The following is a 21,306-nucleotide window of genomic DNA, read 5'->3' on the forward strand; positions in this document are numbered from 1 at the left end:
CAATCATCGTCAATAATCCACAATCTCGTAAACCCGCCCCCACCCAACGGTAAATCGATCTATACGTTTGGAGGATGAAATCAAGGTTCATGTAGGTTATTGGTGGGGTGGGGGCGGGTTTATTTAGATTGTTTGTATTTGTTAGATATTGTTTGTGAACCCGCCCCTACAATTGCCGAAATAATTAATCCCAGCCGAAGTCTCGATCGCACAATTGGGCTAGTCTTTGGTTGTGCGATCGAAAATATGCTCTCAATTGGTCGTATATTGTGTCGTTGATGGGGGGATATTGGGTGGCGTTGTATTTTTCGTAGGTTTGTAGTTGGTGCGGCGGTAATTCTAGAAATTGTAAGACGCTGTTGTATGTGCCGAAGGGATTGGTATACAAGTCTTCGCTTTTGAGGATTAAAAGTTGTGATTTGGGAAAAAGTTTCATCCAGGCTGGGAGTTGATCGGCGTAAATGCCGCGGGTTAGATAACTGTGGTGTTGGTGTTCGTAACTGTAGTAGTTTGGGTCGGTTTGGAGTTTTTCTATTTCGCCTTTGAGTCTTTCGGGTTCGGAGGCGATCGCACTTTCTAATGATAGGGATTCGTAGCCTATTTTGATATAGTAATAATAGTGGGAGATGGCGCGTTCTACTGGGTTTCTCAGCAGGGCGATTATTTTTACTTGGGGACATAAATCATAAATTCGTTGGGGAACTTGGGGGTGACAGATGTAGTAGGGGCTGGCTTCTCCGGTTACTAGGTTTTCGCCTGTTTGGGGCTGGGGAAATTGGGCGTAGTACCAGTCTGGGCTTTTGTCGAAGTTCAAGTCGAAGTAATGGATTTCTTTTTGGGCGGCGGGGAGGATTTGGGGATGTTGGATTAGGTAATTGTACAGGGATGTTGTGCCGCCTTTTTGGGCGCCGATGATGATGAAGTCGGGGGGTTTGGAGGGTTGTTTCATGGGTGGGATGCTAGGTTTATATTTGGCACTTGTACTGACAGTGTTTCGGATTTGGCATTTGTACCGATAGTCCGCCGGGGGTTAAAAACCCCCGTCTCATAGCGCAAGTCCTTTGAAAAGGACTGAAGATGTATTTATATATAGCAATCCTAAATGATTATACTCGTTACCAGGCAGAGCCTGGTAACGCATATCCGGAGGCTCTGCCTCCATTGTCGCAGCCGAGGCAGAGCCTCGCTTACATCGGTTCCCAGGCAGAGCTTGGGAACCAGTTAATTTTATTGTGGGGTGGGCATCTTGCCCGCCCCTAAAAGGCTGATTGACTATGGTGCAACAGTTGAGATCGCACTTGGGGGCATTACGGCAATTCATCGCACTTGGGGGCATTACGGAAATTCATCGCCCAATTTATATTTGATCTGACATCTTGCAGCAATATCAATAAGAGGATTTTTCGTGGGATCGGGCGGGTTTATAGAACCTATTTGCAAGCTTTAAGGCTGTTGGCGAACCCGCCCCTACGGCTAATTGAGAATGGTGCAATATCTCAGTTCGATCGCGCTGACAGGCATAACCACTCGATGGGCCGATGGTGATTGTAGATTCCGGTGGTTGCAGGCGCTAGCAAGGCGAACACATCAACAAAGGCCGCCAGACAAGGGCTGGGAAATACATCGGATACGCTCGCGATCGCTGTTTTTGGGCGATCGAATTCAGTCTTGGTCTGACCACTGACATTTCAATTTAACTAGATTAGAGTGGAGTAAGGAAGATCTAATCCCTGCGGGGCAAATCTTTCGCTGAAAAATATATTATCGGCGGCGATTTTGGTTGCGGGTTTGTGGGTTTTATTTTTCAGCCAAGGTACAGATTTAAATTTGTGCAAGAGGCTGATATGCAAGTTGCAAAAAATGGGAACAATAAAGATGGGATTGTACTGTCGAGCAGTCACTACCAGCAATACCATCTCTGAAATTATTCAGGAAGGCGTCAATGTTTAAGAGCAAATTATCCAAAATTATCGTATCCCTGCTGCGGCGGATTGCTGGTGTTACCAGATCCGGGGCTAAGCGGCTGATGAGAGCAATGCTGCAAACCCTGATGGCTATGGGCCGGAGGGCGAGACTGCCGGTGGCGGGGTTTGTGCTGCCGACGGTGACGATGGTGTTGCTGGTAGTGATTTTGTTGACTGTGGCGATTACGCTACGATCGTTCGATCGGGCAAATACGGCGCGTAACGTGCGCGTGAACCAGCAGGTGCTGGCGGCCGCGACTCCCGCGCTCGATCGGGCGAAAGCGAAAATTCAATATCTGGTGGGGGAAGGCAACCTAGTGACGGGTACTCCCTCAGATCGACAATTGTACCTGGCTATGTCGTCTTACCCAGCCGCCCCAACTCCTACAAACCCAGATTTGTATACATTTGGAGACGAAGAGCGCTTGGTACTCAGAGCCGATCTAGATAACAGCGGCCTTCCCAACCCTGCTGACGACCCAAAAGGATCGCTTTTTAGCGCGCCCGGAGTAGAAAATGAAGCGCTAAATACTGCATGGAGATATCCCGTCGATACCAATAACGACGGTATATTTGACACTTTTACTCTTTACGGAATCTACTTTCGTACTCCAAACAGTGTAACTCCAAGACCGAGAAGGGAACTGGATGCCAGAACACCGCCCATGCGAACAGGAACCACCAACCCAGCCTGTGCTCAAGGAGAAGGTACGGTTGCAAGTTTGGTAGGGGACTCTGGTTGGGAAAGAATAAGTGGCAGGCTCCAGAAAAGTTTCTTTGTTTACACGGTTAACGTACCCATTACCCAGACAGAAGCTAGCACATTGGGCGCGCGGTATCAAGCTTTCCCCGGAACCCCCAGCATATCCGCTCTCGAATACCAGCAAGATCAAAGCCGCATTCCCCTCAGCAACAATGCGGTTGTATATGAAGACGACTTAGATATATCGCCTGGACCTCCGTTGAATCTAAACGGACGGATGTTGACCAATAGCAACTTATTGGTATCGGGATTGGGTGGTGCCAGAAACATCAAACTATTTGAAGTCAGCAGCAAGCAATCTTGTTTTTACGATCAAGAAAATAGCAGAATTGTCGTAGGGGGTAATGTTGTTAACGGGTGGTCGGGCAGCAATGCGCCGACAAATCCGGTGGAAGTACATCTTTTCAAAACTCTAACCGACACCAACCAACCCAATACAAATGCACCCGCAATTGACACCGCCAATCAATCTGTCGCGGACACCAGCCTTCAGGTACTGTACAACAACAACGCTTACTCCGAGCGGTTAGCTGCTCTGGTAGCCGGTCAAATAGAGGCAGATCCAACAGGTGCTAACGACCCAGTTTCTGTTCAGCAAGCAATGCTGCCCCCCAAGAGTCAGAGTCGCGATCAAGCATTACAAGATTATTTTAGAGAACGGCTGCGGAAAGTTACTTTTGCAGAAGCACCCCTCGCCAGCGCGGTCAACGGAAAGTATTTAGCTCCGAATGTACCGAACAGGAACTACAGAATTCAAGACGCCGGTAACAACAGTCTCAGACCCGCAGATAATACTTGGAGCCTTCCTAATGGAAATGCGACAGTAGGCGCTACTGGAGGGGCGGGACTCACTATTCGTCCAGATCAGCTACCAGCCGAAAACCCCGAGGAGTTACAACTTACTGAGAGCGAAAATTTCTTGGGCAATCGAGTCACAGTGGGTAACAACTTGCCAGCACTGCGGTGGAACGGTACTAGCTTTACTGATGATCCTCAGCAAGTAGATGGCACCACTCCATGGCAAGACGGCGGAATTCGCACCCGAACACCGCAAGTAACTAAACTTGCTGACGTGGGAGCAACAGCCCGCGGCAACGGTTTAGGCGAAGCACCAGGCAACCCAAACTCTTTCAGCGATGGTTTCTGGGAAAAAAGCGCCGCTGAAAGACCGCGAAGTGCCCTTGACGGTGTTGGTGGTCTGCGGGTAATTACCAGTGCAGGAGTGTACGATCGCACTAATTCTTTCCTACCGCCGCCTACCTGGATACAGCCTGCTGCTGCCGCTAATGCGAGATTGAAAAGCGGCCCCGCATCGAGGGGTACTGCTTTCACTGCCGACAATACTTACGACGACCCGGAAACTCCGACTGTCGAACAGTACCGCGTCGTGTGGCCCGACTCGATGCCGATGTCACCGCTGGGTCTTGGTTCTAAAGTATGGGACAACGGTAGTGTAGCGGCGGGTCCTTTTCTTGAGCCTGGAACAAGGTGGGTAGACTGGAACCCTATTTGGTCGCCGCCGGTGGCACTCCCCGCTCTACCAGACGCCACGGCCCTGCCAGCAGCAGAGACAAATCCTAATTTTGTTAATGAAAACCTAAACCCCGCCAATCGCAAATTTGCCAAAGGCGACTTGCGGATGCGGGCAACGGCAGTTTATCACTACGCAGACAACGCCTTCGACCCAGTAGCACTAGCACCAGGAGCCCAACCAGTTCAAACCCCCCTGGCTTGCGTCAGCAGCTACTACGACCCCAGCAATGCTTCCACAGCCAGAAACATCTCACCACCACCACCTGCAGCAGCGCTGCCCGATGTCAGCGGACAGGGAGCGCTTGCACCAGAGGTAGCAACACGCGCAGCAACACTGGGAAGACAGCAGGCTTTTATCGGCTCTAACAACGGCATCACCTACGGCCCCCCTACAAGAGAGCAACCCCGTCTTTCAAACCTGAACGCTGCTACAGGCTTGCTGGGCGGTGGAGACGCTATTTTGGAAGCCCAGGCCAACATGGTTTTTCCAGACGGTAGGTTTGCCAACGGGCCGTTGAGAACCGCCCTCCAAGTGGCTCCAGCCGCTCGCACCCTAGCACAACAAGCAGCTATTGACTCAACTAATTGTGCCCTACAAATACTTGACGGCACGATAGGCGTTCCCCAGCCCGCACTGATTCCCCACGGCGCAATTCAAGAAGTAGCATTTGTCAACGGCAGAGAAGTCAAGGCGATCGATCGCGACGACACGAGGACGATCGTCAACGAAGCCTTTACCCTCAGCAGTCCACTGGGTACAACCCCACCTGCCGCACAATTAACAGCCACTTACAACCAACCCCTAGAAGAACGGGAACCCCTAGAAATTCGCGCCACTCAGCTAGATATCAACCTCTTGCGCGGCACCAGACCCCAAGGTAGTACGACCGAGTGGTTGCTGCCAAACAGCGGGATTATTTATGCTAGCCGGGACGACGCGCTGCCCGATCGCAGCTCTCGATCGAATTCTCGATTGATGGACAGAACTATCAGTCCTGGAGACAACCTGCTCGACCCCACGCGCAAGCCTAACGGCATTGTCCTGATTAACGGTCAGCAGCTATTTCGCGGTGGCGCCGCCCCCACAAGACCAGCAAACCTAAATGCTGTAGTCATAGAAAAAGGGCTGACCTTGGTATCGAATTTGCCGGCTTACATCAAAGGAACCTTTAACCTTCACGGCAACCTCCCGCCCGCTGCTCCGGGTACTACACCCGCTTTTACCCTAGTGGAAGAGTTTGAGACTCCTGTGGACCAAACCTGGGGAAATTTTTACACCCGCGGCAATAGGCTTAACTCCAACTTTGCCTGCCGCGCGGGCGATCCGAGGCTTCCGGACTGTACCGTGGGAGACTTTTGGAGACCGGCAACAGTGCTGGCAGATGCAGTCACCCTGCTATCGCGAAATTACCGTTTTGGCTTCCGCAACGAGGGAGATTTTGACCTGAGAAACAATGCGGGCGCTGCTGCTGTATTGCCTCGCAGACAGCAAGGATTTTTCAACAACAACTTTGTTACTAACGGACTTTCCAGCGGGGCGTTTTCAGACAACCTCAATTTACGAGGTACCACAGGTGCTAGCACTACACAGGTGACAGACGCTACCTACGTGGCTGCTGCTCCCGCGCCCCGGCTATGGAGTTCCTACTTCAACAACTTTGTCACGCCGGTGCAGCGGCGCGGGAATTTCCCACATTATTTAATGGAAGTTTGCACAAAAATCCCGGTGGCTGCCTGTACCGATGCTGACTGGTTTGTCGATCCGGAAGCAAGAGTGACGGCAGCAGCCGCGATCGATACGACCGCAGGGGGCACCACAACTTATACGTCACCCGTTACTACCCCTACTACCCCTTTTAAAGCTGGGTCAACGGTCGATCCCCCAGTGCCAACATTGCAGCGATTCCCCCGCCGCGTAGCTTTTTTAAGAACAGTAGGTACTCAAGCATTAAACACGCCCGCGACTCCACAGCCTTTAGGGATTTCTGGAACCGCTATTGCTGCCAATGCTGCTGCCCGTACACCTGGCTCTCTGTGGTTTGCGGGAAGAACAAATACTGGTGCCGTCAACTTTGATGACACAAGTCTCCCATATGTGGTAAACCCTCCCACCCTTCCTGCCAACACCAGAGACGGCGCAAATTTACCACTGTCAACTTTAGTGGCATCAACACCCGCAAATTCGGCAATAGGATCGGTAGCAAATCCCGCGCCAGTTGCACTACCACCCCCACCATATAATGGGTCACAGCCACAACTGCTCCCAGTCCCGCAGATCCAAACTATATCAACAGCCACCGCTCCAGGCGGGAATACAATGCCAAGAGGTGCAGCTACTCTCAGAGCAACAGGATGGATACCCAGAGCTGTAGATACCACCTTTAATCTGATCATTGGATCTGGCGACACTCCTTCACGGACACTCAACGGTGGTACCAGTGGAGACTTTAACGGCGGCTTGCAAAACTTGCCCCGATTCTTGGAAAACTGGAATAACGGAGGAGTGACTACTAATATCCGAGGCTCTTTCATCCAGCAAAATCGCAGCGCTTTTAGCACAGCGCCTTACCAGCCAATTCTGCCGCTGACCCCATCTGGCTTAGCGAGCCTGTTTGAACTTCAGGGAGTACCTGCGGTCCTAAATATCCTAAACAGATACAACACAGAGACGGGTACTGGGTTGATTCCCTACTTCCACCCGCCCGCCCGGAACTGGGGTTATGATGTGGGCCTGCTATCTCAGCCACCTGACTTGTTTACTCAAAGGTTCACTACTCCTTCGACAAAGACTCAGCCTGCCGAGTATTTCCGGGAAGTATCCCGCAATGACCCGTGGGTAACAACTTTGATGTGCGGCACTGTGGCTCCCGATCAGCCGAATGCCAATCAAAATGCCACTTCCATTCGCAGTGGCTGCCCGACTTAACCCTCTAACTTTCCGCCGCGCAATTACTGGAGTCCTATTTATGACTAAGCGACAACAACAGCAAAATTTATCCCAGTCACCAGATGGTGGCTACACGATTATCGAGTCATTGGTAGCGATGATTGTAGTTTCGGTGCTAATGATTGCGATCGCCCCGGTGATGGCTTACTCAGTAGCAACTCGCGTACAAGCGCGGCGGATAGAACTCGCCAGCCAGGCGGCTACAGCTTACATCAACGCTCTGAGAGTGGGAGCGATCAAACCTCCAACTAATCCACAACCTACGATCGGTTTTCCTGCCCGAGATACGACTGTTTCTCCTGCTTTGCCTCCTGCTCCTGCTTCTACAAACCCTCAGAGTAATTTGTACTGCGTTGACTTTGATGAAACAACGCAAGGTTGTGCTGGCAGCAAAGACTTTTTTGTTCAAGGTGTTTGGCGAAATCCAGCTAATACAACCAATGATCCGACACCAACAGGCTATGAGCTGACTGTGCGGGTTTACCGCGCGGATGGGTTTACCGGAGCGACGATGACAACTGTACAGCAATCAGTTGCTAATTCCGCTCTTGGCAATCCTCAAGCGCCTTTGGTGGTAATGAAAACACAAATTCCCCCTACTACACAAGGAACTGCGTCCGCGCATCAATCATTATGTTCTCAACTTAACCCTAATGGAGCTAACACTTCTGCGTGTCGTTAATCAAAGTCGTGTTATCCAATCATAATCCCTCCCCCATTTGGCCAAGGAAAAAATCAAAATGAAAACTTTACTCAGGTTGCTTCTGAAAACTCATCACCAGCGAAACCGCTCCGGGCCAGCTCAAACAGACAAGGGCATGACTCTAGTCGAGCTATTAGTCGGAGCAATTATGGCGTTTTTAATCATTACGCCGATGCTCGGTTTTGTAGTCGATATGCTGAATACCGACAGGAGGGAACAAGTAAAGTCAAACACCGAGCAAGACGTTCAGGCGGCACTTGATTTCATCGCCCAAGATTTGAGTCAAGCTATTTATATTTACGATAACGCTGGAATTACTGCTATTAATAGCAGCCCAACTCCGCTTCCTAGCCCTCCAAACGCAACTCCTATTCTGGTATTTTGGAAGCGAAAGCAGATAATAAATGCTGTGTCTGTCGATACGAATCCAGCTAATCGCGTACTACCAACGAATTGCACCCAAAATACTTGCAATGATACCTACACTCGCTCTTTAGTGGCTTACTACCAGGTTAGAGAAAACAATCCTAATTCTATTTGGTGTCAACCATCAGGAGCCCCTTGTCCCAGACGCATTGAGCGCTATGAAATTAGCGAGGGCATCATGGAAAACCCAGCAGGAACGACTGCCGCCACTCGTTACTTCGATGATAATGAGGCAAAGGACGGTCAAAGACATAGTGCAGCTTTTAATTTAAACTTTGACTGGAACAGGCCAACCGAGAACGTGACAAATCCAGCGGGATTTGCGGGGTTAAACCCTCAAGTGCTAGTTAATTATATAGACCAAAGCGCATTAGTACCACCACCTCCAACCGACGAGTGCCAAAAAGCTCTAGGCAATCCTACAGCCCAAGTACCAGGAACAACGACAACATCCCCAGTCTCAGAAACAACTTTAAAAATATCCAACCCAGACAATACAAATAGCTTTTACGCTTGTGTAGATACCTCTCAAAACATAGCCAGAATTACGATCAGAGGCAACACCCTGCGTCGCCTTCAAACCAACGATACTGCTTACAACCCCAACAGATCGGCATTTTTCCCAACAGCAAGCGTTCAAGTACAAGGTCTAGGCTCGCGAGGAAGATAACAGATGTCTAAAACAGATTTCCGAAGCGCGCGACTAGCAGATAAAACAGGAGAATAAAATGAAAACCCCAATATTATTAAAAGTTTTGCAGATTTCTGCAACAAAAGCAAACCCCAATTACAAAAATACTCCATCCAGAAAGGGCGATCAGGGATTCACCCTTCTAGAAGTGCTGGCGATAGCGTTAATCGTAGGTATATTAAGCTCGATCGCCGCTCCAAGCTGGGAGGCCTTCATCAACAGACAAAGAGTTCGCACTGTGAACGATCGAGTTTTGCAAACCTTGCGAAGTGCACAAAGCGAAGCAAAGCGAACTAAGCGCGATATCACAGTTACATTTAATCCTACTAACCCGCCAACACTTACGATTAATCCAACTGATCCCGCAACCAACCCTCCCCTACAAACCGCTCTCACAACAACCCCTCCAATACAAACAGTGACTTTCGACGCGGGAGGCGAAATAAAACCGGGCATGATTACACTTTTAACTAATGCACCCTCAATCACTTTTAACTACCAAGGAAACATCACAAGCCCATCAATACAAAGTAGAACGCCACGACAAATAAATGACGGTTTTACAGTCACAGTTGCTCCTGCTCGCGGCGGTGGGAAACAATGTGTGATTGTGGAAACTATCCTAGGAGGAATGAGGACTGATGAAGGGACATTTAATGCTTCAACAGGACAGGGTTGCCCCTAACCCAGCAGATATTTTTAAATCTCTAACAGCAATTCCGCATAAGTTGTGAATTGCTAAAATCTATTAACTTAAATTATTTGATATTTCAAATCCTATTAAAACAGTCAAAAAATGCAGCTAGAACTAAAACAAATAATCATCCAGCCAGGAAATCAACTATTACTCAAAGACATCACCTGGCCGATGTTTGAAACCCTACTAACAGAATTGGGAGAAAGTCGCGCATCCCGACTTTCATACAGCAAAGGAACATTAGAAATCATGGTTCCCCTACCCGAACACGAAGTTGGTAAAGTCCTGATTGGTAACTTAGTCGAAGCACTACTCGAAGAACTGGGTATGGAATTTTGGTCTCTAGGTTCCACCACATTCAAAAATCAAAAAATGGCTCAAGGAGTAGAACCAGATACCTGTTTCTACATCCAAAACGAAGCCGCAGTCAGAGGCAAAAACCGCATCGACTTAGAAACAGACCCACCTCCCGATTTAGCCATAGAAATCGACCTCACCTCCCGCACTCAGTTCAACAACTACGAAGCATTAGGAGTACCCGAATTGTGGCGCTACAACGGCCGCAACCTGCAAATCAGCGTACTGCAAAATGGAAAATACATACAGGGCGATCGTAGTCTCCAGTTTCCCAACTTCCCCATCACCGAGCTCATCCCCCAATACTTAGAACAAAGCAAAACAGCCGGCAGAAACGTCGCCATGAAAGCCTTTCGATATTGGGTGAAAACGCAAATTTAGCAGGGCGATGACAAATTTGCCGGTGATTATTGTAGGGGCGGGTTCACCCTAATATTCAACACAAATCCCAAATCCAATAAACCCGCCCCCACCGGACATGATATTAGGGGTAATCGACCGAAGATGATATCATGTTATGTGCGATCGAACGATTAAAAGGGCGGGTTTTCGAGATAGTCAATTATTGGCAGATATTGTTAGTGAACCCGCCCCTACCGTATGAGGGGTAATCGACCGGAGATGATAGAAATCATAACTGCTTAACTAACCAAGCGATCGCCCCTTCAACATCAGCAACCTGCTCAACATCCGCAATCGGCGGCCGCTGCACCATCACCACCGGAATTCCCAGTTCCCTAGCCGCCACAATTTTCGCATAAGTAGCACCGCCCCCGCTGTTTTTACTAACAATAGTATCAATCTGATATTCTAATAGTAATTGGCGCTCCTCTTCCAAAGAAAAAGGCCCCCTTGCTAACAACAACATACCATTAGGAATAGGAGAATTGAGTGCCGGAGGATCGATCGCCCGCATCAAAAACCAAATAGCATCCAAACCAGCAAAAGCAGCCAATTCCTGCCTACCAATCGTCAGAAACACCCGCTGAGACAGCCCTAATAAAGCCCTTGCAGCCTCCGAGTGGCCCGCAACTTCAATCCAGCGATCGCCCTCCACCCTCTCCCAAGCTGGACGCACCAGCATCAAATAGGGCACATTACATTCAGCAGCAGCAACAGCAGCATTAGCAGAAATCCGAGCCGCAAACGGATGAGTAGCATCGATTAAGAAGTCGATCGGGCGATCCTCTCCTAGGGCTGCGCGATCGAGCAAAAACGCCGCCAGCCCAGCCGCCCCACCAAACCCCCCAATTCGCACCGAACCCGTTTTTGGGGTAAAAGGCTGTTGAGTGCGTCCTGCTAGCGAAGATACCACCTCTATATCAGCAATTTGAGACGCTCTCACCGCCAGTTCCGCAGCATCCCCCGTCCCCCCCAAAATTAGCAACCGTTTTTTCACCAAATTACCCCTAACTTATCCAAGCAACGCCCGCAATTTCGGTTAATAATATGTTTAGCAAAGTTTAAACGACCAACAACAATGATTCGCTCACTTTTCACATTTTTTACAGTATTAATTGTAACCGGGTTAGTATGGTTGGGAAATATCGCCCCCGTTGCCGCACAAGTACAACCAACAGATATCACCGATCCCCAACAGGAATTAGGAGAACTCGTTCAAAAAGCTTTTGAAGCTACAAATGAAGGCAAATTTCCCGCCGCAGAAACTTTTTGGACTCAAATCATTGACAAATTTCCCTCACAAGCCGCCGCTTGGAGCAACCGAGGCAATTCTAGAGTCAGCCAAAACAAACTACAAGCCGCTATTACCGACTACGAAAGAGCGATCGAACTAGCACCCGACGCCCCCGATCCCTACCTCAACCGTGGCACCGCCCTAGAAGGTTTAGGACGTTGGGAAGAAGCGATCGCCGACTACAATCATGTACTAGAATTAGACCCCCAAGATCCAGCCGCCTACAACAACCGAGGCAACGCCGAAGCAGGTTTAGGAAAATGGGAACCAGCAATAGCCGACTACAGCAAAGCCTTTGAACTAGCCCCCGAATACGCCTTTGCCCGCGCCAACCACGCCCTCGCACTTTATCAAAACGGGCAAACCAAAGAAGCAATTCGCAACATGAAAAACATCGTCCGCAGATACCCCCAATTTGCCGACATGAGAGCCGCCCTCAGCGCCTGTCTTTGGGAAACAGGAAATCGCGGCGAAGCAGAGAGTAATTGGGTAGCAGCGATCGGCCTCGACTCCCGCTACAAAGACCTTGATTGGGTTGCCAATAACCGCCGCTGGCCGCCACTTGCAGTCAGTGCATTAGACAAATTCTTGCACTTGAGATAATCTCAAAACACCAATAAAAAATTGCGAGCATCCCGATGATTGTGGGGTATAGTTCCTAAAAGGGATGCTCCAAAGAATTGCCAAATATCATCCTAAGCTATAGCAATCCTCCCATCAGTTGTACAAATATAGCAATCCTAAATGATTCGTGTAATTCTTGTAGGGGCGGTGCCCCCGTGCCCGCCCCGATAGATAGGGGGTAGGCACGGGGGCACTACCCCTACATATTTTTACAAATGATTTAGGATTGCTATATGTAGGGGTAGTGCTACCCCTACTCCCCGTGCCTAGCCCTCACGGATCGCAGGGCTGTTTCGGGGCAACCACGGGGAGTAGGGGTCGGATTGCCCCTACGGAAAACCAGGGTTTTGTAGGGGCGGTGCTACCCCTACTCCCCGTGCCCGCCCAGCCCATAGACGAGCGGGTAGGGGTTTCAGATATCGGGGCAACCACGGGGGGATTGCCCTGTTGGGTGGCGATGAATTTTCTCCTTGGTTGTCGTTTCAGATATCGGGGCAACCACGGGGGGATTGCCCCTACAAGAGAATGAAACAGCCCTGCGACGGATCGGGGCAACCACGGGGGGTTTGCCCCTACAACAATTACACAATTCATTTAGAATCTCTATAGCAGGAAATAAACTATTGAAGAACAATTCAAACTCTTCTTGCAGGTTTCTTATTTCCTCAATATTCATCCCTTAAATCCGTTTCCTCCGTTGAATTCTCTTATCAAAACTCGTATTCCACATCTCCAGCAACAATCCTATCTGTCACCAATATTCTGTACAGTTCCAGTTCTTCAACAGTAACTTTTCCGTCCGCACAAATCGCTCTCTTAATGTCTTCCATTTCTTGCTTAGATATCTTGCCGTTAGCAACAGCTCGCTCGATTTGGGCTTGGAGCTTTTCTAGTTGCCGAGTTTCTTCCAGCGTAGGTTGTTTATCAGTCGATCGCGAAACTAACATAGTTGCATTCTCCTAGAGATTGACCTCTACTCTGTACTAAGCCGCCGCAGCAGATATTGTCAACTCAACGATGCAAAAATTGACAAATAAATGTAACAAAACTACATTTACTTGTCAATAGAATAAGCTGCAAAATTTTTTAACAAAATTACATTTGTTTGTCATTGGTTATTGATTATTAGTTAACTGACAACTGACAACTAACAACTGACAACTAACAACTGACAACTGACAACTGACAACTGACAACTGACAACTAACAACTGACTAATTCCCAAATCCGCGCAGCCGTCAACTCCTCAACATTCCTAAAAACCGCTGCAGCACCCGCATTTTCCAGCCCCGCAGCATAAGCCTCACAGCGCCCAGCATCATCCAAAACATGAGGCGGCAAAATTCCAGCCCCCAGCCAAACCCGATTTGGTTGCACTTCCCGCGCCTTCACAACCGTGTAAATATCCGCAACAGTATCTCCCGCGTAAATCACCGGCAAATTTTCTTCTAAACCGTGCAGAGTTTCCAACTGTTCAATTGCCGCGAAAAGTCCAGCCGGATCGGGTTTTCCCGGTGCATCTTCCATCGCCACCAACACCGGGGAATTTAAACTCAATTTCCCTGACAAAACATAAGCAGCCTCATCCCGCATCGCCCCGCTAAAAAAGCCCCAAACAACTCCCCCACCCGTTAAATTTTCCAGGTAAGCCGGACTTAACAGCAGCGGTTCGTCGCAAATGTAACCAGTCCAATTTTTCTCATCAGGCCCGCGATAGCGACTTTGGAAAAAAGCGACTAATTCGTCATAGTTGAGAGCGAGTTCGTTTCTCGATCGCCCAATCCCCTCAAAATAACGGCAAACTAACTCGAAAGACGCCTGCCAGTCATTATTCCACACACCCTCAGACTTCAGAGAGTCGATATCGAGAGAATTTGGGCGAAAAGCACCCGCCGTGAAATGTTCCACCGCATCGGCGATCGCCCGCCGGTAGGAACCGGACACATCCCGCACCACACCGTCAATGTCGAAGACTAAAATAACTCTGTTCACGATTTAACCATCCTTGTACCTAGGGCCGGTGAAAACCAATAAGCTTGGGTGAAAACTGTTTATTCCGGGCGTGATCCCCCTCAATCCCCCTTCTTAAGGGGGACGCAAGAGTAACTTCTTGTCCCCCCCTTCCTAGGGGCGGTGCCCCCGTGCCCGCCCTTGGCTAGGGGGGATCGGGCTCGGGCCCAAGCGTATTGCGGTGAGAACCCAAATTTTATCGGTTCCCAGCCCCTGAGTGGCGCTCAAACCAGCCGCGCCACAAAACTTTTCATAGCCGATGACCAATTATCGAACAGAGTGTGCTACGCTTAGCGATTGTAGAAATTTTTAACAAGTTCGATCGGAACCCTGGAGGTTTGCTTGTCCAAGTTCATCTTAAAAGTTCTCTGGCTAGAAGAGAATGTTGCCCTCGCCGTTGACCAAGTTGTCGGCAAAGGAACTAGCCCGCTGACATCCTACTTTTTCTGGCCTCGCAAAGATGCCTGGGAAGACCTCAAAAACGAACTCGAAGCCAAACACTGGATTGCTGACAACGATCGCGTCGAAATCCTCAACCAAGCCACAGAAGTAATCAACTACTGGCAAGAGGAAGGCAGACGGCGCCCGATGACTGAAGCTCAGTCAAGGTTCCCCCAAGTAACTTTTACCGGCAGCAACTAAGCCCAGCTTGTAGTTGCTACCCATATACATTGCCTGTTATGGCTGACAAGGGGAAGGAAAGAGGGGAGAAGGCGAGAGGATTAGACGCTTTTTCCACCTCGCCGTGAAAGATAAAATTTGAATTCGCTACAGCTTATCTTGATAGTGACTCCGATTTTGGAACCTACTCGCGTTTTGGGCTTGGTCGATTTGAGATTTGAGATTTGAGATTTATCCAAAATAAAGCTCTCAAATCGGATTTTCTACAATCTAAAAAGACTAAGCAACCAAACCAAATAAATCTAAAATCGGCTTTTTTATACTCTTGAATTGTACAGTCAGCTCTCAACGGAATTCCCCCGAACCTCCAACCTAGATCCTCAAAATCCACCGATTAAATTCGTTAAATCTTGTACACGGCTTCCTTCTTCCGACTTCCATCGGACCGACATCCGTTACATCCGTTACATCCGTTACATCCGTTACAAAATCCGTTGCCGAACTTCCTTCTTCCTTCTTCGCGGAATTTATGGGCGCCGAAAGTACGATCGACCAGACCGAACAGCTACCGCTGGTAGTAAATCCCGACATTCTCCAGCAATCTATCCTCTACAAAATTAATACTCGCATCATCGCTCGCGGAGAATTAATTTTCCCCTGCGTCCCAGGAATGCTAAGTCACTATGTCAAGTCCATAGAAAAGCTATTTAGCACTCTCGACAGACCCCTGCCCGAAGACCGCAGAGACGAACTCAGCAAGCTTTTAGCCACCAAGTTAGAACAAGGCTACCGCACCTCCACAGCATCGATGCTGATCCTGCAATACGAATCAGTACAGCCGCCACAAACCGGTTTAGCCTGCAAAGTGATTGTGACTACCTCAACAGTTGGAGAACAGTACAAAAGCTGGGTAGACACCAGAGAACCTCCGCTTTTCGGTTCTCATCCCGATGCAAAATTGATGACAACGGCTGCTAAATTGGGTACACCCGATCGAGTGCGGATTTTGGACGTGGGGGCTGGTACCGGCCGCAATACCTTGCCGCTGGCGAGATTGGGCTATTCTGTAGATGCGATCGAACTAGCCCCAGCTTTTGCAGAACAATTGAAAGCTGCAGTAACAGCCGAAAACCTTCCCGTCACAGTGACTGAAGGCGACGTGCTCGACCCCTTAATGCGGATGAAACCGGCCCGCTACCAGTTAGCAGTTGCCGCCGAAGTCATCTCACATTTTCGAGACAGCGATCAAGTACGGCTTTTCCTCGCTAAAATGTGCGATTCCCTGTCTCCCGGAGGCTTGTTGCTGTTCAGCACGTTTTTAACCGTCGGCGACTACCAGCCTGATGCCCTCGTGCGACAAGTTGCCCAACTCTCCTGGTCTACTTTATTTACACCCCAAGAACTCGCCACCGCAATGGAAGGGTTGCCCTTAGTCCAAATATCCGATGAATTGGTGTTTGAGTACGAACGCCACCACCTGCCGGAAGGAGCCTGGCCACCGACGCCCTGGTTTCCCAGTTGGGCCACCGGTCGAGATGTCTTCCCGATGGCAAACGCACGCCCGCCAATGGAATTGCGCTGGATTTTGTGTCGCCGAAGTTAAAAAAAATCGGTCATTTTTAGGCGGACACAGCAATCATAACTGTTAACAGGCAGTAACAGTTTCCTCAGATATTTTTATTTCAACAGCTTAAAGCCGGCTCGCTGTTAATATTGTCCAGCCTGGACAGAAAAATTTACAAAAATATATATTAAAATGTAAAGAGAGCGAAGTTCGATCGCCTCTGGGTGACAAACCCAGTGTCTGATTAGATCCAACGCTTGCCAACCTTTTATTTCTTGCGAAAAATTGGGTGGCTAATGGCAATCGGGCTTGAATAAAAGTCGATCGTCATCTCAATGGGTGCAACTAGAGTTAAGATGAATTCAACAAACCTATTCCTCCCGATAGATGACTTTTTAGGGAATAGGATTAACCAATAGATTAGCTCGCTAGTTAGCGATGCTGCTGAAAAACAAATATGCTTTTAACACATCCACTACAAGCGTTTGGAGCAATCTTCGGGCACCAACCTTCCACAAATAGATCATCCATCGACCACAAAACCAGTAAAAATTATTGGGAGGGGAATATTGAACCCGCTGTAAACGAACAAATTGACTGGTACATCCAAGTGGAAATGCTAATGAGTAACGCTAAATCTTCCTGCACCAATGAAGAGATTACTGCTTGGCTGCGGGGATTGCTGACAATTGCTTGGGCAGACGGCAACTTTGACGAATACGAGCAAAAAATGATTGCGAATCTAACTCAGGATGAACTACATCCGGTATCTTTTGACGCGGGTTTTGAACCCATTACCGCAGAGGAACTAGCCGCTGTGTTAGGGGAAGACACCGCCAAAGGCGAGAATTTTTTGAGGACAGCAGTAATGGTAGCCTTGGCAGACGGTACATACTCGCTCAGCGAAGACGAGGTAATCTACAAGTTTTGCACAGCTTTGGGGCACAATGTAGAGGCGATCGAAGCTCTGCGACACACCATCGAAGACAGCAAGTGCGATCCGCAGGGGCCCAGCAGCCAAATAGTCTTTGATGCGAATGTCGCCCCCGCCCCCGGAACACCCCTTTCATCTCGGCTACCTAAACCTCACCACAAAGATGTCCTGCAACCCGTCAAAGACTGGCTTGACGGCTGGGAAATTCACGACCCCAAAGTAGCACACTTTGTCTGTAAAATTATTCCCCCCCAGTGTCCGTTTGAGCGAGATGTCGTGTTATTTGGTCGCAAAATCGTCCACATTCCGGCGATGTGCCAGATTAACCCGCTTTACGAACAGTTAGTCGGGATGCGCTTTCGAGCTCTCTGCTATTTGGCAGATGAATGTAAGGAAGATGTATCGTCATATTGTTAGTAGTCAGTAGTCATTAGTCAGTAGTCATTAGTCATTGGTCATTAGTCATTAGTCATTAGTCATTAGTCATTAGTCATTAGTCATTAGTCATTAGTCATTAGTCATTAGTCATTAGTCATTCTTGTGAAATTTTGGATTAATGATTGTAACTATTAACCAATGACTACTATTAGTCGTGAACGCAAAAACCTGGTTTTTCTACGAAAAAACATCATTACACCCATCCGCGCCAGTAGAAAAAGCCAGTAGAAAAACCCGGTTTCTTCAGTTTTTGTGGGTAAGTCTTGCTAATATCAAATCTGCTTTGATAATACTACTTCAATAAAAGTCTTGGTACTATCCTCAAGCTTATACAAATTATTAAAAATCGCCGATTTAGGAGCCGGACACGGCAGTGCCGTTTCTCTACAAATGCTCGCGTACAATCTCTCGCTCTGAACTCCTTTTAAAAATTGGTAAAATTATAATTTTCCGGCAACTGTAAATCGCGACTAAACTTGGCCGTCGTCCGCCGACGCGGACTAAAGGAAAAGGGGAATGGGGAATATGGTACTTGCATCTGGTATAATAATAACTAATGACTATTGACTACTGACTATTGACTATTGACTACTGACTAAATTATGCAATTTATCGATCGAGCAGATATTCAAGTCGCAGCCGGCAAAGGCGGCGACGGTATGGTAGCTTTTCGCAGAGAAAAGTATGTACCAGCGGGCGGGCCGAGCGGCGGCACCGGCGGGCGGGGCGGTTCTGTGTTTATGGTAGCGGTGGAAAGCCTGCAAACGCTGCTAGATTTTCAGTACAACCGGATTTTTAAAGCTGAAGACGGGAAGCGTGGCGCGCCGAAGAATATGACTGGGGCTTCTGGGGACGATCGCACGATCGAAGTTCCCTGCGGTACAGTAGTTTACGACGCGGAAACTCAGGCAATCTTAGCAGATTTAGTGACGCCCGGACAGACTTTTTGCGTTGCCCAAGGTGGCAAAGGCGGTTTGGGAAACAAGTGTTTTCTGACCAATTCCAACCGCGCTCCAGATTATGCGATGCCGGGAAAAGAAGGAGAACACAAATTTTTGCGTTTGGAATTGAAGCTATTAGCTGAAGTGGGAATTCTGGGGATGCCGAATGCTGGCAAATCCACCTTAATTTCAGCTTTGTCTGCGGCTCGCCCCAAGATAGCAGATTATCCGTTTACAACTTTAGTCCCGAATTTGGGCGTAGTCAGAAAACCGACCGGCGACGGTACTGTTTTTGCTGATATTCCGGGATTGATTGAGGGAGCTCACGAAGGTGCTGGCTTGGGCTACGAGTTTTTGCGACACATTGAGCGGACTCGGTTGCTGCTGCATCTGATCGATATTACCGATGAAGATCCGATCGCCAATTACGTCACAATTCAGGAAGAATTAAAGGCTTACAGGCGTGGTTTAGCCGATAAACCGCAGATTTTGGCTTTTAATAAAGTAGATGCGATCGACCTCGAAAGCGAAGAAATCGCTAATTTAATCAGCCGACTTAAAGAAATTAGCGGTGTTCCGATTTTGTTTATTTCCGCTGTGAGTCGAGTTGGGTTGGATGAATTGATGCAGCAAGTTTGGCAGAAACTCGACGAGATGAACGAGAAAGAGGTGGCGGAACAGTTAGCAGTCGCGAGTGTTTAATCGCTTTCTGGTTCCTGGAATTTCCGTGAATGGGTAGGTGTTTTTTTGAGGGGTCAAATCTTTCGGCTGTATGGCTTGTGCGGCAAGGGTTTGAGCCTCTATGCTGAAAAAAACGATCGTTTAAAAGTATCTACCGACTGCTTTAAATCGCCTACAAGCGTGACGGTTAAAGTTCCCAAAGGGGTATGGGGCAATCGCTAATGCTGTGGGGAGCATCTCACCTTTGCAGCCCTCCGCTAGAAATTGGAGTTTTGAGGCAGGAGGCAGGAGGCAGAAGGAAAGAGGCAGAAGGAAAGAGGCAGAAGGAAAGAGGCAGAAGGAAAGAGGCAGAAGGAAAGAGGCAGAAGGAAGGAGCCAGAAGAAGTATTTTTACAAATATGAGATGCTCCCATGCTGTGTGGCAAAGGCGGGAAATTTATTATTAGAAGCTTTATCTTATTTTGCGGATATGAGTTGAGCAGCATTCAGGGCATTTCCTAAAAATTCGCCTTATTATCCCTCATCAACTCATATTGTAATTCCGCAACGCCCTAAATTACCATTTTTAACCAACTTTCTCCTCTAAACAGTCTTTTTTTTGTTCGAGAGCTGTCGATACAAATAGTCGAGGTAGTAAAAGTCCAGACCGAATTTTGTAGTCGGCAAATTCAGGATATCGTCCGAGTGAACGATCTTTTTTTATCATGTTAGGAATAAAAACACCAGCAAAAAAAGCTGCCAGAATTAAAAAAGGTAGCCAGTGCTGAACTAGCATCGCAAACGCTCCGTAGATTAGGATTTCTCCTAAGTAATTCGTATTGCGCGATCGGGCAAAAAATCCTTCAGTTATTAGTCCCGAACGGTACTTAAGGGTGTAATACTTCTGTGCATCAGCAGTATAGTGTAGAAAGACACCGATAATATTTAGGGAAATTGCTGCTGCCACTAACGGCAGAGGTGGTTGTGAGCCGCTGCTAATCAAAATAAAAGGTGCTATCCAATAGAGGCTAAGTAACACAAAGCCGAATATTCCCGTTCCGACAGAGATTTCTTCTTCCCACTGTTTATCTGGATATATCTGGTCTTTGAGCAGCCACAACAAACCATAAGTACCGTGCAGGGCGAGATAAACCCAAGCACCCAAATTAAAATTTTGGTAAATGAACATCAGTGTCAAAACAAATGGAAAGGTGAGTCCTTTGTGCAGATTGATAAAATGCTTGAGTTTCATAGCTTTTGCTAATCTCTATCTAGTAAACTCTATCTCTCTTTATATTACACTTTTTTAGATATAACTACTTATCACGAGCAAACTTATCAACCTGCTTCTATTTTGCCTGACGAGGTAACAAGCAACTTGAAAGCGTGACCGGAGTGCCCTCGTTCGTTTATTTGACAGCTCCGGCTCTCGGCTTAACAAAGAAAATTGCTCGCGAGCTCAGTAGCGAAAGAATGTTGCGCGGATCGCCCGCGACGAAAGCTTAATCAAGGATTTCTCTAATCGGGCGATCGCTATTTCAAAAGTTCATATCGTTTCCGGTTGCATGGGAATGATAAAGTCAAAGTCAATAATTCCACATTCCCCCACTCCCCACTCCCCACTCCCCACTCCCCATCATTCCGGTGTAACCGGAATTGATATATAGCAATCCTAAATCATTTGTAAAAATATGTAGGGGTAGTGCTACCCCTACTCCCCGTGCCTACCCCAGTCAA

Annotated in this window: 17 protein-coding genes; 12 read left to right on the forward strand and 5 right to left on the reverse strand. The window is 48.2% G+C overall.

The genetic code is table 11. The features are described 5' to 3' along the window. Positions 1 to 184 precede the first annotated feature (184 nt). A complete protein-coding gene (locus tag QUB35_RS19960; protein ID WP_333143502.1) occupies positions 185 to 949 on the reverse strand; it encodes a sulfotransferase domain-containing protein in 765 nt (254 codons plus the stop codon). A 534-nt stretch (positions 950 to 1,483) separates the two neighbouring features. Here QUB35_RS19960 and QUB35_RS19965 point away from each other — a divergent pair. The 6 genes from QUB35_RS19965 to QUB35_RS19990 all read left to right on the forward strand — a co-directional run bounded on the left by QUB35_RS19965 (position 1,484) and on the right by QUB35_RS19990 (position 10,462). Beyond that, positions 1,484 to 1,684: a hypothetical protein gene (locus tag QUB35_RS19965; protein WP_333143503.1), complete on the forward strand. Its 201-nt coding sequence runs from the start codon at positions 1,484 to 1,486 to the stop codon at positions 1,682 to 1,684. A gap of 258 nt (positions 1,685 to 1,942) precedes the next feature. Further along, entirely contained in the window at positions 1,943 to 7,186 is a 5,244-nt protein-coding gene (gene hpsA / locus QUB35_RS19970; protein WP_333143504.1) for a hormogonium polysaccharide biosynthesis protein HpsA, read from the forward strand. Between the two features lie 40 nt (positions 7,187 to 7,226). After that, a complete protein-coding gene (hpsB, locus tag QUB35_RS19975) occupies positions 7,227 to 7,889 on the forward strand; it encodes a hormogonium polysaccharide secretion pseudopilin HpsB (protein ID WP_333143505.1) in 663 nt (220 codons plus the stop codon). Between the two features lie 58 nt (positions 7,890 to 7,947). After that, on the forward strand, positions 7,948 to 9,006 hold the full coding sequence (hpsC, locus tag QUB35_RS19980) for a hormogonium polysaccharide secretion pseudopilin HpsC (RefSeq protein WP_333143506.1): 1,059 nt from the start codon (positions 7,948 to 7,950) through the stop codon (positions 9,004 to 9,006). A 58-nt stretch (positions 9,007 to 9,064) separates the two neighbouring features. Then, on the forward strand, positions 9,065 to 9,712 hold the full coding sequence (locus tag QUB35_RS19985) for a prepilin-type N-terminal cleavage/methylation domain-containing protein (RefSeq protein ID WP_333143507.1): 648 nt from the start codon (positions 9,065 to 9,067) through the stop codon (positions 9,710 to 9,712). Between the two features lie 111 nt (positions 9,713 to 9,823). Further along, entirely contained in the window at positions 9,824 to 10,462 is a 639-nt protein-coding gene (locus QUB35_RS19990; protein ID WP_333143508.1) for a Uma2 family endonuclease, read from the forward strand. A 250-nt stretch (positions 10,463 to 10,712) separates the two neighbouring features. Here the strand turns inward: QUB35_RS19990 and QUB35_RS19995 are convergent, their stop codons facing one another. After that, positions 10,713 to 11,480: a cobalt-precorrin-6A reductase gene (locus QUB35_RS19995; protein WP_333143509.1), complete on the reverse strand. Its 768-nt coding sequence runs from the start codon at positions 11,478 to 11,480 to the stop codon at positions 10,713 to 10,715. 81 nt (positions 11,481 to 11,561) lie between these two features. Between QUB35_RS19995 and QUB35_RS20000 the strand changes: the two genes are divergently transcribed. Beyond that, the gene (locus QUB35_RS20000; RefSeq protein ID WP_333143510.1) at positions 11,562 to 12,380 is read left to right on the forward strand and encodes a tetratricopeptide repeat protein; all 819 of its coding nucleotides are present in this window, start codon (positions 11,562 to 11,564) and stop codon (positions 12,378 to 12,380) included. Positions 12,381 to 13,111: 731 nt separating this feature from the next. On the opposite strand, the gene QUB35_RS20005 is transcribed toward QUB35_RS20000, so the two are convergent. Further along, a complete protein-coding gene (locus QUB35_RS20005) occupies positions 13,112 to 13,348 on the reverse strand; it encodes a hypothetical protein (RefSeq protein ID WP_333143511.1) in 237 nt (78 codons plus the stop codon). Between the two features lie 256 nt (positions 13,349 to 13,604). Beyond that, the gene (locus tag QUB35_RS20010; protein ID WP_333143512.1) at positions 13,605 to 14,393 is read right to left on the reverse strand and encodes a TIGR01548 family HAD-type hydrolase; all 789 of its coding nucleotides are present in this window, start codon (positions 14,391 to 14,393) and stop codon (positions 13,605 to 13,607) included. 348 nt (positions 14,394 to 14,741) lie between these two features. Between QUB35_RS20010 and QUB35_RS20015 the strand changes: the two genes are divergently transcribed. From QUB35_RS20015 to QUB35_RS20035, 5 genes are all read left to right on the forward strand, one after another. Further along, positions 14,742 to 15,053: a 30S ribosomal protein PSRP-3 gene (locus QUB35_RS20015; RefSeq protein WP_278187374.1), complete on the forward strand. Its 312-nt coding sequence runs from the start codon at positions 14,742 to 14,744 to the stop codon at positions 15,051 to 15,053. 508 nt (positions 15,054 to 15,561) lie between these two features. Then, positions 15,562 to 16,635 (forward strand): class I SAM-dependent methyltransferase, encoded by a 1,074-nt coding sequence (locus QUB35_RS20020; RefSeq protein ID WP_333143513.1) that lies wholly within the window; start codon positions 15,562 to 15,564, stop codon positions 16,633 to 16,635. A gap of 418 nt (positions 16,636 to 17,053) precedes the next feature. Next, on the forward strand, positions 17,054 to 17,947 hold the full coding sequence (locus tag QUB35_RS20025) for a Mo-dependent nitrogenase C-terminal domain-containing protein (RefSeq protein WP_333143514.1): 894 nt from the start codon (positions 17,054 to 17,056) through the stop codon (positions 17,945 to 17,947). 623 nt (positions 17,948 to 18,570) lie between these two features. Then, the gene (obgE, locus tag QUB35_RS20030; protein ID WP_333143515.1) at positions 18,571 to 19,611 is read left to right on the forward strand and encodes a GTPase ObgE; all 1,041 of its coding nucleotides are present in this window, start codon (positions 18,571 to 18,573) and stop codon (positions 19,609 to 19,611) included. Between the two features lie 185 nt (positions 19,612 to 19,796). Next, positions 19,797 to 20,036, forward strand: a complete 240-nt coding sequence (locus QUB35_RS20035) for a hypothetical protein (protein ID WP_333143516.1) — start codon at positions 19,797 to 19,799, stop codon at positions 20,034 to 20,036. Positions 20,037 to 20,155: 119 nt separating this feature from the next. On the opposite strand, the gene QUB35_RS20040 is transcribed toward QUB35_RS20035, so the two are convergent. Beyond that, entirely contained in the window at positions 20,156 to 20,821 is a 666-nt protein-coding gene (locus QUB35_RS20040; protein ID WP_333143517.1) for a DUF1295 domain-containing protein, read from the reverse strand. Positions 20,822 to 21,306 lie beyond the last annotated feature (485 nt).

The sequence above is a fragment of the Microcoleus sp. B13-B6 genome (genome assembly GCF_036705405.1).
Classification (GTDB): Bacteria; Cyanobacteriota; Cyanobacteriia; order Cyanobacteriales; family Microcoleaceae; genus Microcoleus.